Source organism: Pseudomonas sp. PB3P13, assembly GCF_054897735.1.
In genome coordinates this window covers 354,937-371,277 of record NZ_CM142702.1, presented here as the reverse complement: position 1 = coordinate 371,277, position 16,341 = coordinate 354,937, and the positions used below count along the sequence as shown (strand labels likewise).

The 16,341-nt window shown below is 59.6% G+C and carries 13 protein-coding genes; 3 read left to right on the top strand and 10 right to left on the bottom strand.

Going from position 1 to position 16,341, the window contains the following annotated elements; all coding sequences use genetic code 11:
* Positions 1-59 precede the first annotated feature (59 nt).
* On the top strand, positions 60-686 hold the full coding sequence (locus ACYZT1_RS01740; RefSeq protein WP_462017385.1) for a class I SAM-dependent methyltransferase: 627 nt from the start codon (positions 60-62) through the stop codon (positions 684-686).
* A gap of 143 nt (positions 687-829) precedes the next feature.
* Here the strand turns inward: ACYZT1_RS01740 and ACYZT1_RS01735 are convergent, their stop codons facing one another.
* From ACYZT1_RS01735 to ACYZT1_RS01725, 3 genes are read right to left on the bottom strand one after another with little or no spacing between them, the layout of a single operon-like run.
* A complete protein-coding gene (locus tag ACYZT1_RS01735) occupies positions 830-3,886 on the bottom strand; it encodes an efflux RND transporter permease subunit (RefSeq protein WP_462017384.1) in 3,057 nt (1,018 codons plus the stop codon).
* Positions 3,883-4,950, bottom strand: coding sequence for an efflux RND transporter periplasmic adaptor subunit (locus tag ACYZT1_RS01730; protein ID WP_462017383.1), 1,068 nt, complete (start codon positions 4,948-4,950; stop codon positions 3,883-3,885). The genes ACYZT1_RS01735 and ACYZT1_RS01730 overlap by 4 nt, the downstream gene beginning before the upstream one ends.
* Positions 4,947-6,050, bottom strand: coding sequence for an efflux RND transporter periplasmic adaptor subunit (locus ACYZT1_RS01725; protein ID WP_462017382.1), 1,104 nt, complete (start codon positions 6,048-6,050; stop codon positions 4,947-4,949). Before ACYZT1_RS01725 ends, ACYZT1_RS01730 begins: the two co-directional genes overlap by 4 nt.
* Before the next feature lie 134 nt (positions 6,051-6,184).
* Here ACYZT1_RS01725 and ACYZT1_RS01720 point away from each other — a divergent pair, with 134 nt between their 5' ends.
* Positions 6,185-7,345 (top strand): AAA family ATPase, encoded by a 1,161-nt coding sequence (locus ACYZT1_RS01720; protein WP_462017381.1) that lies wholly within the window; start codon positions 6,185-6,187, stop codon positions 7,343-7,345.
* Between the two features lie 71 nt (positions 7,346-7,416).
* Here the strand turns inward: ACYZT1_RS01720 and ACYZT1_RS01715 are convergent, their stop codons facing one another.
* The 5 genes from ACYZT1_RS01715 to ACYZT1_RS01695 form a co-directional block, all read right to left on the bottom strand.
* Positions 7,417-8,523, bottom strand: coding sequence for an RHS repeat-associated core domain-containing protein (locus tag ACYZT1_RS01715; protein ID WP_462017380.1), 1,107 nt, complete (start codon positions 8,521-8,523; stop codon positions 7,417-7,419).
* A 391-nt stretch (positions 8,524-8,914) separates the two neighbouring features.
* Positions 8,915-9,697, bottom strand: a complete 783-nt coding sequence (locus ACYZT1_RS01710; protein ID WP_462017379.1) for a MetQ/NlpA family ABC transporter substrate-binding protein — start codon at positions 9,695-9,697, stop codon at positions 8,915-8,917.
* A gap of 298 nt (positions 9,698-9,995) precedes the next feature.
* Positions 9,996-10,928: a sigma 54-interacting transcriptional regulator gene (locus ACYZT1_RS01705; protein ID WP_462017378.1), complete on the bottom strand. Its 933-nt coding sequence runs from the start codon at positions 10,926-10,928 to the stop codon at positions 9,996-9,998.
* A gap of 55 nt (positions 10,929-10,983) precedes the next feature.
* Positions 10,984-11,565 carry an alpha/beta hydrolase gene (locus tag ACYZT1_RS01700; protein WP_462017377.1) on the bottom strand — a complete coding sequence of 194 codons (582 nt, stop codon included), beginning with the start codon at positions 11,563-11,565 and terminating at the stop codon, positions 10,984-10,986.
* A 378-nt stretch (positions 11,566-11,943) separates the two neighbouring features.
* Positions 11,944-13,017 carry a fatty acid desaturase gene (locus tag ACYZT1_RS01695; protein ID WP_462017376.1) on the bottom strand — a complete coding sequence of 358 codons (1,074 nt, stop codon included), beginning with the start codon at positions 13,015-13,017 and terminating at the stop codon, positions 11,944-11,946.
* A gap of 100 nt (positions 13,018-13,117) precedes the next feature.
* Between ACYZT1_RS01695 and ACYZT1_RS01690 the strand changes: the two genes are divergently transcribed.
* Positions 13,118-14,122, top strand: coding sequence for an AraC family transcriptional regulator (locus ACYZT1_RS01690; RefSeq protein ID WP_462017375.1), 1,005 nt, complete (start codon positions 13,118-13,120; stop codon positions 14,120-14,122).
* A gap of 34 nt (positions 14,123-14,156) precedes the next feature.
* On the opposite strand, the gene ACYZT1_RS01685 is transcribed toward ACYZT1_RS01690, so the two are convergent.
* A complete protein-coding gene (locus ACYZT1_RS01685; RefSeq protein WP_462017374.1) occupies positions 14,157-15,542 on the bottom strand; it encodes a heavy metal sensor histidine kinase in 1,386 nt (461 codons plus the stop codon).
* Positions 15,532-16,212: a heavy metal response regulator transcription factor gene (locus tag ACYZT1_RS01680; protein WP_462017373.1), complete on the bottom strand. Its 681-nt coding sequence runs from the start codon at positions 16,210-16,212 to the stop codon at positions 15,532-15,534. The genes ACYZT1_RS01685 and ACYZT1_RS01680 overlap by 11 nt, the downstream gene beginning before the upstream one ends.
* Positions 16,213-16,341 lie beyond the last annotated feature (129 nt).

The window sequence follows — 16,341 nt, the reverse complement described above, 5'->3', positions numbered from 1 at the left end:
AGCAGCCGCCCGGCTCATGGCGTATATTCGGCAAATCCAACTGCCTGCGTAGCCCGACCATGAAGCAGACCCGCACCGACCTCGAACACATCACCGCTACCACCCTCGGCCATTACAATTCGGTCGCCGAAGGTTTTCGCGAGGGGACGCGCGATCACGATGTCAGTCAAAACATCGATGCGCTGTTGCGGCATATCAACGGTGAAGCGCCTTTCGACATTCTCGACTTCGGCTGCGGCCCCGGTCGCGACCTGCAAACCTTCACGCGCATGGGCCACACCGCCGTCGGTCTCGATGGCTCGGAAAAATTTGCGCAGATGGCGCGTGGAGACAGCGGTTGCGAGGTCTGGCAGCAGGACTTTTTGAAGCTGGATCTGCCGAACGAGCGCTTCGACGGAATTTTTGCCAACGCGGTGCTGTTTCATATTCCGCGCCAGGAGTTGCCACGGGTGTTGCAAGAGCTGCGCGCTACGCTCAAACCCGGTGGAGTGTTATTCAGTTCCAACCCGCGTGGCGAGAATCAGGAAGGCTGGAATGGGCCGCGGTATGGGGCCTATCACGATCTTCAGGGGTGGCAGCAATTGCTGACAACCGCGGGGTTTGTGGAGCTGGAACATTACTACCGGCCGGCCGGGCTGCCGCGAGAGCAGCAGCCCTGGTTAGCGAGTGTCTGGCGCAAAGTGTGAAGCCTTGAGACTTTTGTCGCCTGAGCTGACGCCTTCGCGGGCAAGCCTCGCTCCCACAGGTATTTACGTCGTTCCCAAAATCCGGGGCCGCCATGAAATCCGTGGGAGCGTGGCTTGCCCGCGATGAGCGCGAAGCGCTCGCCTTATTGCGCAGACTCTTGCTTGGGCTCGCGAATCTTGTACCAGGCCACATAGAGTGCCGGCAAAAACAGCAGCGTCAGCAGTGTCGCAATAACGATCCCGCCTATCATTGCGTACGCCATCGGCCCCCAGAACACTTCGCGGGCGATCGGAATCATCCCCAGACTTGCCGCCGCAGCGGTCAGCAGAATCGGACGACGCCGATGTTCTGTGGCTTGCACCACCGCATCCCAGGGAGAAGAGCCTTCCTTTTCGTAAGCGTCGATCTGCGTCACCAGAATCACCGAGTTGCGGATGATGATGCCGATCAGCGCGAGGATCCCCAGGATTGCCACGAAGCCCATCGGCGTCCCCGTCGGGATCAGCGCCAGCACCACGCCGATCAGGCCAAGCGGCGCGACGCTGGCCACCAGAAACATCTTCTGCACGCTGTGCAACTGGATCATCAGGAAGGTCGCCATCAAAAACAGCATCAACGGCACGACCTTGGCAATCGGCCCCTGAGCCTTGCCGCTTTCCTCGACTGTACCGCCGGTAGCGACTTTGTAACCGACTGGCAAACCCGCGGCGAATTTGTCGATGGCGGGTTTGAGTTGCTTGACCAGGTCGGTCGGCTGAATCTCGTCGCGCACCGCCGCCTTGATGGTGATAGTCGGCTTGCGGTCGCGGCGCCACACCAGCGGCTGCTCCAGCTCATAACGTACGGTGGCGAAGGCCAGCAGCGGTATCGAGGTGCCGCTCGGCGTGACGATTTGCAGGTTCTGCAATGTCTCGGGCGTGCCACGTTCTGCATCGACCGCACGACCGACCACGTTGATCAGGTAGATATCGTCGTTGACCTGGGTCACCGGCGCGCCGACCACGATGCTGTTCATCAGGTTGGCCACGTCTTCTGACGACAGACCCAACTGGCGCGCCCTGTCCTGGGCGATGTCGATCCGCAGGACTTTGCCGGGCTCGTTCCAGTCGTAAATGATCTCGCCGATGTGAGAGTTCTTGTCCAGTTCGGTGGCCAGCTCGATCGCATGTTTGCGCACTTGATCGATGTCTTTGCCGCTGACCCGATACTGAATCGGCCGCCCCACCGGCGGGCCCATTTCCAGCGCCTGCACGTAGCTGCCGATGCCGACGAATTCCTTGCGCAAACGCTCGTTCAGGCGCGCGCTCAGGGCCGCACGCGATTCCAGCCCTTTGCTGACGATGACCAGTTGCGCGTAGTACGGGTTCTGCAATTGCTGGTCCAGCGGCAGGTAAAAACGGATCGCCCCTTCGCCGATGTAAGTGCTCCAGCGCACGATATCCGGATCGCCTTTGAGCGATTCTTCCAGCTTGTCGACCGCCTTGCGGGTTTCGGCGATCGAGGCGTTCTGCGGCAGGTTCAGATCGACCAGAATTTCCGGTCGGTCTGACGACGGGAAGAACTGGTTCTGCACAAACTGCATGGAAAACACCGAGGCGGCGAACAGCGCAATCGTGATACCGATCGCCCACCAGCGATTACGCATCGCCCACAACATGCCGCCATTGAAGGCGCGGCCGATGCGTCCCGGCTCTTCGTTGTGCGGCTTAACGTTGGCGCTGAGGATGTGCACGCCGATCACCGGCGCGAACAGCACCGCAACGATCCACGACACCAGCATGGCCACGGCAATCACCGCAAACAGCGTGAAGGTGTACTCGCCGGCCGAGCTGGCATTGAGACCAATCGGCACGAAACCGGCGACCGTCACCAGCGTGCCGGTGAGCATCGGGAACGCGGTTGAGGTGTAGGCAAACGTTGCCGCCTGCTCTTTGGTTTCACCCATTTCCAGGCGCGTGACCATCATCTCGACCGTGATCATCGCGTCGTCCACCAGCAGGCCGAGCGCGATGATCAATGCACCGAGGGAAATCCGCTGCATGGTGATGCCGCTGTATTCCATGAAGACGAACACCATCGCCAGCACCAGCGGAATCGAGCACGCCACCACCAGCCCGGCACGCACGCCGAGGCTGATGAAGCTGACGATCAGCACAATCACCACCGCTTCGAACAACGCACTGGTGAAACCGCCGACGGCTTCTTCCACCACTTCGGCCTGATCCGAGACTTTGTGCACGCCGACGCCGACCGGCAAATCGGCGGTCAGCTCATCCATGCGCTGGTGCAGCGCCTTGCCGAATTCCTGAATGTTGCCGCCCTTCTTCATCGCAATCGCCAGGCCAATGCCGGGCTGGCCGTTGAAGCGAAATTGCGGCGTTGACGGGTCGACGTAACCACGACTGATTTCTGCAATATCGGCAAGGCGATAAAAGCGGTCGTTGAGCCTCAGGTTGACGTTCGCCAGGTCCTTCTCCGATTCGAACTGCCCCGTGGTGCGCACGGAAATCCGCTCCGGACCTGCCTCGATCACCCCGGCCGGGGTCACTGCGTTTTGCGATTGCAGGCTCTGCACGACCTGGCCCTGATCGATACCCAGTGCGGCCAGTTTGCGCGTGGAGAAATTCAGGTAGAGCACTTCGTCCTGCTCGCCCACCATTTCGACTTTACCGAGCCCTGGCACCTCGCGAATTTCGGCACGCACTTGCTCGACGTAATCGCGCAACTGACGCATCGACAAACCGTCGGAGGTGAAGGCGTAAACCGAGCCGAACACGTCACCGAACTCGTCGTTGAATCCCGGCCCTTGCAGGCCTTGAGGGAAGTCGCCGCGAATGTCGTTGATCTTCTTGCGCACCTGATACCAGATGTCCGGGATGTCCTTGGCGCTGGTGGTGTCGCGCAGGTACACGAACACCGTCGATTCGCCGGGGCGGGTGTAGCTTTTCACGTAATCGAGGGAGTCGAGTTCCTCGAGTTTTTTCTCGATGCGGTCAGTGACTTGCTTGAGGGTTTCTTCCTGGGTCGCGCCGGGCCAGCGGGTCTGGATCACCATGGTTTTGATGGTGAACGAGGGGTCTTCTTCGCGACCGAGGTTCATGTACGAGAACACGCCCATCAGCAGCGCGACGAACATCAGATACCAGACAAATGACTGATGCTTGAGGGCCCATTCGGATAAATTGAAACTCCCTTTCATTGCGGGCTTTCCTCGTCGATTTTCACTTTCTGGCCGGGTTTGAGGCTGTTCACGCCAGCACTGACAATACGCTCGCCGGCCTTCACGCTGTTGGTCAGGACCACGCGGCTGTCGGTGCGGCTGATGAGGGTGACATCCCGCGGGGAGACGGTTTGGGTTTTTGGATCGACGAGCCAGATGCGCGTCTTGCCCTCGACTTCCTGCAGCACGCTCACCGGCAATTCGATGCGCGGTTTGATCGCCGAGCTGAGCGTCACGCTGATCGCCGTGCCCAGGCGAAAACCGGGCGGTGTGTCGGTCAGCGTCAAGCGCGCGCGCCGGGTGCGGGTGGCGCTTTGTGCCTGAGGTTCGATTTCGCGAACGATGGCAGTGGTGGTGATGCTCGGGTCCAGTTGCGCGGCGACCTGAAAGACCACGTCGGCAGGCAACTGTTCGACCAGCGTGTCGGGCAGGTCGATCACCGCTTCCTTGATGTCTGGTTGCGCCAGTGTGACGACCTGCTGGCCGGCCGTGACCACTTGCCCGGCCTCGGCATTCCACGCGGTGACGATGGATTTTTGATCGGTGCGCAATTGGACGTAATCGAGTTGGTCTTTGGCCTGATCGACAGCAGCTTTCGCTTGGTCCAGTGAGGCTTGAGTAGTTTTCAGATCGGTCTGGGCGATGTCCAGTTGCGCCTGCGCACCGACACCGCGATTGAACAATTGCTGCTGACGGCGTGCATTCGCCTGAGCATTGATGAACTGCGCCTGAACGCGGGCAAGATCACCCTGAGCCGAACGCAACTGGTTCTGCTGATCGGTGGGATCGAGCGTCGCGAGCAAGGCGCCCTTCTCGACTTCGGCGCCGACATCGACGTTACGACTGGCGATGCGCCCCGGCACACGAAAGCCCAGATTGCTTTCATAACGAGCCTGGATGCTGCCGGCGAAACGGCCAAGGGTTTCTTCGTTCAATGCCTGAACCTTGACCGACAACACCGGGCGTACCGGCTCCGGCGGTGCTTCTTCCTTCGAGCAGGCCGCGAGCAGCACGCCCGCGACTACCAGCCACAAACGCTTCATGGCTGGTCTCCTTCCGCAAGATCCTTGTAGGTGTTTTCGGCGATTTCCACCTTCACGCCGGGGTGCAACAACTGGCCGCCAGCGATCACGACTTTTTCACCCCCCTTGAGGCCCTCGCTGATGACCACGTGCCCGGTGAGGTATCGGCCGACAGTGACCGTGTGCAATTGCGCCTTGCCTTCGGCATCAATCAGCCACACCGCCGGATCGCTGAGTTTTTTGGTCAGTGCCGACCACGGCAATTCGACCGCCGATTTACCCGGCGTCCTGGCGGTGGCGCTGACCACCGAACCGAGTTGCATGCCATGCGGCAGATGATCGAGGGTCACTTTGACTTGCACCGTGCCGGTCTGCGCCGACACCGCCGGGGTGATTTCCCGAACAGTGCCGGTGGTTTTGATCGACGGGTTGTCCAGCAAGCTGACCTCCACGGTTTTATCCGAAGGCGCCTCGCTCAACAGCGATTCATAGACGTTGAAAACGGCGTCGCGCTCACCGTCCCGGGCCAGACTGAAAATCGGCACCGTGGCCTGTACCACCTGGCCGACTTCAGCCTGCCGCGCCGTGATCACGCCTGGCGCGTCGGCAATCAGCGCGGTGTAGCTCAACTGATCGCGGGCGTTGGCCAGTTGCGCCCGGGCCGCCGCCAGCGCGCTTTGACTGCTGCGCAACGCGGCTTGAGCGGAATCGTATTCGCTCTTGCTGGTATAGCCCTTGGGCAGGAGTTTTTCCTGGCGTACAAACGCGGCAGCGGTCTGTTGGACCCGCGCCTGTTCAGCCGCAACTTGCGCTTGCGCTGAATTGACATTGGTCTGCAGGTCTTTGGGATCAAGTTTTGCCAGCACCTGTCTGGCCGTCACGCGATCACCCACGTCGACCATACGCTGAATGATCTTGCCCCCCACGCGAAACGACAGTTCAGTCTGAACCCGCGCCTGGACATCGCCGGTGAGCGTCACCGACGCGGCATAATCCGTGGATTTGACGGCTTGCACGAACACCCGTGGACGGTCCTTTTCAACCTGTGGTTTATCACCACATGCGCTGAGCAATGTCAGCAGGCTCAGGCCAACCACTGTTTTCAATCGGGGACCAGCCATGCAGACTCCTTTGCGTTGTACGGACGTGCCAGTGACGATACGACTGTGAGCTTAGAACAGGGTTCAACAGGCGCACAGGTTTGCTTCACACTCTGCGGGGACCAGCCTGACGGCTGCTTATAGGGAAGCTTCTCATGCTCAAAACGCTCGCGGTAGCCAATTACCGCTCGATCAACAAATTGGTGATTCCGCTGGGCCGGCTCAATCTGATTACCGGCCCCAACGGCAGTGGCAAATCCAATCTCTATCGGGCGCTGCGCCTGTTGGCGGAAACCGCCCAGGGCGGCGTGGTGAATGCGTTGGCCCGTGAAGGCGGGCTGGGTTCAACGTTTTGGGCCGGTCCGGAAAACATCACCCGGCGCATGCGCAACGGTGAAGTGCCGATCGAAGCCACCGTTCGCCCCGGCGTCAGACGCTTGCGTCTGGGGTTTGCTGGCGAAGATTTCAGCTACGCCATCGCCCTGGGCCTTCCAGAGCCCAGCCTTTCAGCGTTTTCGCTGGACCCGGAAATCAAGAAGGAATGCATCTGGAGCGGTCCGTTCTACCGCCCCGCCAGCCTGCTGGTGGAGCGCAATGGCCCGATGATTCGTGCGCGCGAAGGCCGCATCTGGGAAGTGCTGGCGCAGCACACCCCGATATTCGACAGTTTGTTTGATCAGGTCGGCAGCTTCCGAACCTCGCCGGAAGTCATGCAACTGCGCGAGTTCATTCGCCGCTGGCGATTTTACGATCACTTTCGCAGCGACGCCGATGCGCCGGTTCGTCAGCCGCAACTGGGCACGCGCACCCCGGTGCTGCATCACGACGGACGAGACCTGGCGGCCGCGCTGCAAACGATTCGCGAAATCGGCGACCCGCAAGCCCTGCAACTGGCGATCAGCGACGCTTTCCCCGGCGCAAGACTGAACATCGCCACATTGCAAGGCGGGCGGTTCGCCATCGAGTTTTTTCAGGAAGGGCTGTTGCGACCGTTGTCGGCGGCCGAACTGTCGGACGGAACGTTGCGCTATTTACTGTTGGTCGCGGCACTTTTGACGCCACGGCCACCGTCATTGATGGTGCTGAACGAGCCGGAAACCAGCCTGCATCCGGACCTGTTACCGGCACTGGCGCGGCTGATCATCCGCGCGTCGCAGCAGTGTCAGGTGTGGGTGGTTTCCCATGCGCGCCGGTTGATCTCGGCGCTGCAGGAAGACCCGGAATGCAATTGCATTGTGCTGGAAAAAACCCTGGGCCAGACCGGCCTCGTCGGACAACGGCTGCTGGACGAGCCGGCGTGGTATTGGCCGGATTGAGCGAAGCTGGTTCGGCTCTGCATTTACAAGGCGTAGCGAAGATGATGAATCTACCGTAAATGCCAGGTTTCCTATTGGTTGCGGATTGTCGGGATTTTATCTTCGGGGAAACTGAAGCTGCCCCTGGCAGTCGACCCCGGACTCGGCGGTGGAGCCGGTGGTGGAGGAGTGAGAGGAGGTGCTGAAGGTATTGGGGTTGTTGGTGGCGTCTGTTGACCGGACAAAGTCACCGAGGCCTTACCGTCTTTCACATACTTCACCAGCGCAGGGTTGGTCTTCGGATCTCGAGCAGCCCAGTAGGAACCGCCTCGCGCAAGCAGTGCTGCAGAACCCGCTAACAACGTCCCCCAGGCTAAATATTTGAGCGCAGGGGAGTCTGGGTCGACCTCTTGAGTAACCGCTCGAGCCACCCCAAACCCGGCCCCCAGCGCCGCCAATGGTCCTGCTAATCCGCCGGAAACGGCCCCGACCTTAAGTCTCGCGGACTGTCCTGATTTCAAAATACCCGCGCGAAGCGCGCTTCGGGCGACCATAAACGGTACGGCTGGAAACAGAGTGACCAGGGAGGTTGCCAATACAACACCACTGAGAATAATCCCGACCAGGTTGAGCTCCGAGACTCTCCCCGTTGGGTCACTGCGATTTACCGGATCTCCCAAACAATACGCATACGGATTCAACCCACCGCGCCCAAACGGGCTCAGCTCGTCCGGACTGTTGAAGCGCATCAGCACCGGGTTGAACGCCCGACGGCCATTGCCCAGCAAATAATGACCCGTGAGCGGATCAAGCGCTTCGCCGGCAAACCCCAAAAGACTGCCAAGACCACTTTCGACCCCACGGTGGCCGTAAGGCGAATACACCTGCGGCACCGATCCGCCGGCCTCGGTAACCTGCAACACGGAGCGCAGCAGATCTGTGGTCAGCAACTGACTTTTGATGCCATCGCCGTCGCGCGACTGCAGCGCAAGTAGTTGATTGCCCTGCTGCAACACGCTCTGGCTTGAAGCACCCTGGAGCTCGTTTGCCAAGCGCTCCCGGCAGTAGAATCTGTGCCGAGGTGGTTGTCCCGTGGGCTCAACCACGGTCAGCAGATCCAGCGGATTGTAGCGGTAATGACACAAGTTGACCCTTGACGCGCCCATCAGGAAATCCCCCGTAAAGCCATCAGCTTGCACCCGATTCCCAGGCTCGAACACCTAGTAAAAGTGATAGTCGGGCGAAATAATCGAGGCATTGCGGCGAAGAGGAAGACGACTATTTTCCCTACCTCCGTAGGAAATATCTTTTTTTCTGAATACCCCTCCAAGGACGCACGCCTTTTGGCCAGACTCACGGCCCTACCCTTCGCAAGGAAGAGAACGTGGCTGACGTAAAAGTACCGCAACGCCTGGAACCGCAGGACATTTTGAAACTGCTGGTGGCGTTACGAAGGGCATTAAAGACCAGGTTGGCCTGAAACTTCGGGTCGAGCACGCTCGCTCCGACAGGAAATGTTCATCCACAAAAAACCCGACGCTATTGCTAGTCGTCGGGGTTTTATCTGGCAGGGATCGATACGGCGTCGAATCAGAACGCCGGCAATACCGCGCCGCTGTACTTCTTCTCGATGAAAGCTTTCACTTCAGGGCTGGTCAATGCTTTGGCCAGTTTCTGAATGGCTGCACTGTCCTTGTTGTCCGCACGTGCCACCAGGAAGTTCACGTAAGGCGAGTCAGCGCCTTCGATGACCAGCGCGTCTTTGGCCGGGTTCAGGCCTGCTTCCAGCGCGTAGTTGGTGTTGATCATGTCCAGGTCGACCTGATCCAGCACACGCGGGAGCATGGCCGATTCCAGTTCCTTGAACTTGAAGTTGTGCGGGTTTTTGGCGATGTCTTTCGGCGTGGCCAAGGCGTTTTTCGGATCTTTGAGCTCGATCAGGCCCGCCTTCTGCAGCAGGATCAGAGCACGGCCGCTGTTGCTGCCTTCGTTCGGGATGGCAATGGTCGCGCCGTCTTTCAACTCGGCCAGGGATTTGACCTTCTTCGAGTAGCCGCCGAACGGTTCAACGTGAACACCGATCACGGTCACCAGGTTGGTGCCTTTGCCTTGATTAAAGCTGTTCAGGTACGGCAGGGTCTGGAAGTAGTTGGCGTCCAGACGCTTCTGATCGACCTGTACGTTTGGCTGAACGTAGTCGGTAAAGACTTTGATTTCCAGGTCCACGCCTTCTTTGGCAAGGGCTGGTTTGATCAGTTCGAGAATCTCGGCGTGCGGAACCGGGGTCGCCGCCACTACCAGTTTTTCGCCAGCATTCGCCAGACCCGCGGTCAGGGCAGCCGCCAATGCGGTGAACAACAGAACCTTTTTCATGCAGTGTCCTTATCGAAAATCACGGTCGTCATCGACGACGGCTTGTTTAGTACGAGTGCCAGTGAAGTGCTATCGCTGGCGTGACGCGGACAATACCGGGATTTTTTATTCCGGAACAATATCTTTTATTCACTTTCATATTCCATTTTGTTCATACAAAGAACACTTTCGTTGTACCAGCTGCCGAAGGCTGCGTCCGACTGCGCAGCAGTCGTAAAAAAGGACATTGGAATTCTGCGTGAAACTGCGGTGTGAAGGTGACGAGCGCTTCGCGCTCGGACGCTGCCTTCGGCAGCTGCTACATACTCTGCGCCAACCTTTGCAGCAGATGCTTCAATTCGGATCGCTCGGTGGGCGTGCCGTTTTTGATAATGTGGGTCGCCTGCTGTTCGATGTGCAGCCGCGAGGCCTGAGGCTCAGGCAAGTTCAAATGCGCCGGCAGGATCTCGTCCCCGGTACTCACCAGCAACGCAAAATGGATGACGTTTTCCAGCTCCCGCGTATTGCCCGGCCAGCTGTGTTGCTCCAGTACCTGCTGCGCCGCCTCGCTGATCAAGGGCACCGGTAGATCGAGCCGCTGGCTGTAGATGCCGAGAAAATATTCGGACAGCGACAAGATGTCGCCGACCCGCTCGCGCAATGCCGGCAAGTGGAGCTGGCCCTCGCTGAGGTAGTGGTAAAGGCGCTCATGAAATTTCCCGGCGGCCACCGCTTGCGCCAGATCAATGCTGGTGGCAGCGACCAGACGCACGTCCACCGGGCTCGGTTGATGCGCACCCACGCGAGTGACTTCGTGATTCTCCAAAGCCGCGAGCAACTTGATCTGAATCGGCAGCGGCAAATCGCCAATCTCATCCAGATACAACGTGCCGCCATTGGCCGAACCGAACCAGCCGGCGCGACTGCTGGCCGATCCGCTGTAGCTGCCAGCCGCATAACCGAACAATTCGGCGTCGGCATAGGTCGGGCTGATCGCGCCGCAATTGACCGAAACGAACAACCCGCCGCGATCGCTCGCACGATGAATATGCCGCGCAAGCAACTCTTTACCGCTGCCGGTTTCGCCGCGGATCAACACCGAGATCGAACGCGGTGAAAGTTGCTCGAGTTCCTGGCGCAGCTGCCGCGAGCGCGGATCGACAAAGACCAATGCTTTGGCGCGAATGCTCAGCGGGCTTTTTTCTGCATCGGGAAAGGTCAGCAGTGGCTGACCGAAGGCTTCAATACTCATGGCAGGCTCCCGCCCGAAACCGTCGGAAGACGGGGGCGTATAGAAAAAACGATGCTCAAGCGCGACGCAGGGCGTGATGTTCCATACGGTTTTGCAGGCGATAGAGATACGCGAAACCTTGCTCCCAGCGCTGATGCCCGGACTTCACATTGATGTGCCCGGCGCCTGCAAGAATCCCTGCCTCGGCACCCCAATTGCGCGCCAGCTCGAGCGCGCGTGGTGCACTGACGGCACTGTCGTTGTCGGAGCTGACGACCTGGCTGGGAAAAGGCAGAAGATCGGTCGGGATTGGCGCGAAGTTGCGCAGGGCCGGTGCGCAGGCCGGGCGCTCGACATCTGCCGGCGCCACCAGCAACGCACCGCGCACCTGCCGCAAAAACTGCAGGGGAGCACTCGCGGCCCAATGCGCGACGGTGATGCAGCCCAGGCTGTGGGCGATGAGAATCACCGGTGTGCTGTCGGCGGCAATCGCTTCGGCGAGCGCCGCGACCCAGTCTTCACGTCGCGGCGTCAGCCAATCGTCCTGCTCGACCCGGGCGCTGTTTGGCAGGTTATTCTGCCAATGGCTTTGCCAATGATCCTCCGGCGATCCTTGCCAGCCCGGCACGATCAGGTAGCGAATTGATTCGTTGCGCATGGGGAGCTCTCCTGCGGCGTGTCTGTTCCTGAAGAAGTATAAAGACGAGAGTTATATTCGTTAAGGAATAAGAAGCTATTTATTAAGATCCTTATCGAATAACACACCCCCCCTTACCGGATTAATCCTGTGAAATAAAAAAGGGACCGCACCCTGCCAAGGAGACGGCCCCTGCAAACTCAATGTCTTGTGTAATCAACTCCGACGACAGTCGCACATCAATCTTTATCCCATAAAGGAATACTTAATTAGATCGCTAGAACTACATCACATAAATAGTCTACGTTGGCAAAGCCGCAACACCCCACGCTTGCGTTCATCGTATAGGCAGTTCAGGTCAGATTGATGACGGAACCTTGAGCTTGCTCCCCATGTTGATCAAACAGATGTGACTGGCACCTTTCGGGTAACAGGATTGTCCCCCTGCACAAACCGGTTCGCCCTCGCAAACGTCCCGAAATCATTAAACCGCACACCCATTTCCCGCATGACCTGATGCGCCACCGGCACGGTCAACTGGCGGATGTAAAACGGCTCCTTGACCACAAAATGATGGACCCCGTGGCTGCTGCCGAAGTTGAAGCAGAACGCCTGCAGCGGCCACATCCACCATGGGTTCAGCACCTGCGTCTGCTGGATCACGTTGCCCGGCTCGACGTCGCCGTAGTAATGCATGTTCGAACTGACAAAGTGCAGACAAAACGTGCGCAACACGTTCGGTCCGATGATCACGACGACCGCAATATCGATCACCTGCATAACCGCCAATGTAGTCGCCGACCATTCAATCGGACTGTCCAGCAACCCGACGACACCGTTGGCCGCATGGAAACCGAGGAACACGTACCACGCCCCCCAATGCAGCAACGCCAGCGGTGCATAAACCACCGCCACGCGCTTGATGATGCTGAACTTGCGCGCCCAGGTTTTCGCCCGAAGCATACGGATGAAGGCCGACATCACGTTGTCGCCGACCATCAACAACCGCGCAAAACCCCAAGGTTCGCCATTGGTGATCGCCCGCTCTTCCAAGTCCGCTTCAGTGCCCGAGAATTTGTGATGGTTGAGGTGCAAGTGCCGGCGAATCCACGGATTGATCGTGCTTGGCCGCGCCAGCCAGACCAGGCCCATCATCACGTTGTGCGGCACGCGCTGCTTGCGAAAGTACATGCTGTGAATCAGATCGTGTTCCAGCTCGTGGGTCAGCGAGGCGAAGAATGCGTTGAGCAACAGACACACCCACCCGGCCATGTGACCGTTGAAATAGAGCGTCGCCGAGGCAATCATGCCGGCCAGCGCGAACGCCAGAATGCCTGCGCCGAGGGCGTCCTGATGGTTCAGAATCGGGTAGCGCTGACGCAATTCCACGCCTTTGGCCAGCACCACTTCGCGAATATGCGCAGATCGCTGGGCTGCATTCAGTCGCTGGGGACTTGCAGAAGTACCGTCCATGCTTCCATCCTCTGGTTATAGGTGTTTGCATCTTGCCGTGTGAAGCGGCACATCGTGGTAGCCGTGAACGCCAACCTGTTGACCGGAAGCGCCAATCAGCATGACTGAACCAACCTCCCTCGCCAGCTGGACCCGTGCCCTGCGCAAGCAACTGGATGCGCTGGGTCTGGACAGCACCGACCTGTGCCACCAGGCGGGGCTCGACCCGCAATTGATGGACGACCCTAACGCCCGTTACCCGTTGTCGGGCACCACGCGCCTATGGGAAATCGCCGTTCAGGTCAGTGGCGATCCGGCAATCGGCTTGCGCGTGTCGCGTTTTGTCAGCCCCACCACCTTTCATGCGCTCGGCTATGCACTGGTCGCCAGCGCCAGCTTGCGCGAGGTGTTCGAGCGCATCGTGCGTTATCACCAGGTGGTCAGCGATGCCCTGGAACTGGAGCTGACCCGTGGCGACGACCGCTATCGATTCCACCTGAAAATCCCGGCCGGTAACCCGGCGCCGGCGTTCGAAGCGATTGACGCGTTCAGCGCGATTTACGTGCGCACCTGCCGCAATCGCCTCGGTCGCGACTACGCGCCGCTGGCGGTGTATTTGCGCCGTCCTGAACCCGTCGACGCGCACCAGTGGCACAACGTCTTCCGCTCGCCGGTGTACTTTGCGGCGGATGAAGATTGCCTGGAATTTTCTCTGACGGACTTCGAGAGCCATCTGGACGACGCCAATCCGGAACTGGCAGAACACAACGAAACAGTGCTCAAACGTACGCTGGCCCAGCTCAAGCCGTTGACCTGGGAACGCAAGGTGCGCGACGCGATTGAAGAGCACCTGCCGGAAGGCGAACCGAGCGCCGAACACATCGCCCGGACATTGCACCTGAGCTTGCGCAGCTTGCAGCGTCATCTGGCGGACGAAGGTTGCCGGTTCGATACGCTGCTCAACGAAAGCCGCGAGAATCTCGCGCTGCTGCACCTGCGTGATCCGCATTGCTCGTTGAGCGAGATCAGTTATTTGCTCGGGTTTGCCGATACCAGCAGTTTCAACCGGGCGTTCAAGCGCTGGACGGGGATGACGCCGGGGCAGTTTCGGGATGGGTTGCGGTGATTGAACTGGAAGTGTATCGACTGTGCCGGCCCCCTCAACTCAACACAAACCCCAACCCAAACACCGTTCCGGTTTGACCACTGCTCACCCGCACCTGTCCGCCATGCAACGCCATGATCGAACTGACAATTGCCAACCCCAACCCGCCTGAATCCCCCGGTTCCGCTCGCGAGGGGTCAACACGGTAAAACCGGTCAAACACTTTGCCCAGATGCAGCGGCGCAATGGCCGGGCCGACGTTGTGCACTTCCAACCAGGCCATCGAGGACTCGTCGCGCCGCTGCAAGGTGATCACAGAGCCCTTATCGGCATGTCGCACCGCATTAGCCAGCAAGTTACCAAGAGCGCGCTGCAACAGCATCTGATCCGCCAGCAGTTGACCCCATAAAGCATTTTGCAGGCGAATGTCCCGATCGTCTGCCAGCGCTTCGAAGTAATCGCAGAGTTCATCGCCGACGCTGGCCAGGTCCAGCACGCGCACGTCCAGGGCGCGTTCGGCCTGTTCGGCGCGGGCAAGGAACATCAGGTTTTCGGCCATGCGCTTGAGCCGCTCGAACTCCTCCATGTTGGAGGCGAGCACTTCCTGATATTCCGCCGTGCTGCGCGGTTGATTCAGCGCCAGGCCATTACTGCCCAGCAGGTTATGCAGCGGCGTGCGGATTTCGTGAGCGAGGTCGGCGGAGAATTGCGACAGCCGTTGAAAGCCATCCTCCAGACGGGTCAGCATGCCGTTCAAGGCGTGCACGGGCTCGTGCAGTTCCGCCGGAATGCCTGTCGCCGGCAACCGTTGATCGAGGCTGCGCAGGTCGATGCCACGGACCGCTTCGCTCAGCTGCCGCAGCGGTCGCAAGCCGCGCCGCAACAACATCAGGCCCAATGCGAATGCCAACACCGCGCCCAGGCTCACCGCCAGATACAGCTGCATCCGGTAGCTGGCGAGCATGTGTTCGCGTTCGCTCAATACCTTGCCGGCAGTCACCGTCAACGCTTCGCCGCTCGGCCCTTTGGCCTGCCCGGACAACAACGCCACCGCCACACCGTCCGGTGCTTGCCAGGTGATGACGTCGCTGCGTTGTGGCGCTCGCTGCGGGGCAATCGCGTCCAAAGCGGGAAGCGTTTGCTGGCGCGGGTTGATGCCGATGACAGTCGAGCCATCGGCCCGCGTCACCCGCAACAAACTGTCCTGATTGCCGAGCATGTTCTGGTACAAACGCGGCCGTGCCTGCAAGGCGTCGAGGCTGTCACTGTCGGCGAGAAGCGCGCGCACTTGCTCCAGTCGACCGAGCAAGGCGAGGTCGTCACGGTAGGCGATTTCCGAGGCCAGCGAACGGTAGAGAAATACCCCGATTACGCTCAGCACCAACGCACAAACGGCAGCAAACGCCAGCGCCAGCCGCCAGGCGATGGAGTCAGAGCGCATCGTCCGGTGCTTCCAGTTGATAGCCAACACCGCGCACTGTGTGGATCAATTTCGGCATGTACGGGTCATCAACCTTGGAACGCAAGCGACGCACCGCGACTTCCACCATGTTGGTGTCGCTGTCGAAATTCAGATTCCATACCTGTGAGGCAATCAGCGTGCGCGACAGGACTTCACCCTCGCGACTGGCGAGCAATTGCAGCAGGGCGAATTCCTTGTTGGTCAGGCTGATGCGTTGCCCGCCGCGACTGACCCGGCGGCGCAGAACATCAATTTCGAGGTCGGCGATGCTGTACGACTCGGCTTCGCGCATCGGCCCGCGCCGCAGCAAGGTGCGCACCCGCGCGAGCAATTCGGCGAAGGCGAACGGCTTGAGCAAATAATCGTCGGCGCCCAGCTCGAGGCCACGAACGCGATCCTCGATGGCGTCCTTGGCCGTCAGAAACAGCACCGGCGTCGCTCCGCGCTGGCGAATCAGTTGCAGCAATTGCCAGCCGTTGAGGCCTGGCAGCATCACATCAAGAATGATCAGGTCATATTCCTGCTGCTCAATGAAATAACGCCCATCGAGTCCATTCAGCGCTACGTCCACGGCAAAACCTGACTCCCCCAGACCCTTGGCCAGGAAGTTCGCGGTTTTGGCTTCATCTTCAACGACCAGCAAACGCATGGCACACCTCTATTATTCAGACGTACAGGCTAGGCGTCTTCGGCGCCGTTGCCCATTACAAACTTGTAATCCTGCCGACGAGGTTCTGACGGGAAGGGCTGCGTAAGGTGGCGACCTCGACTAACGGAG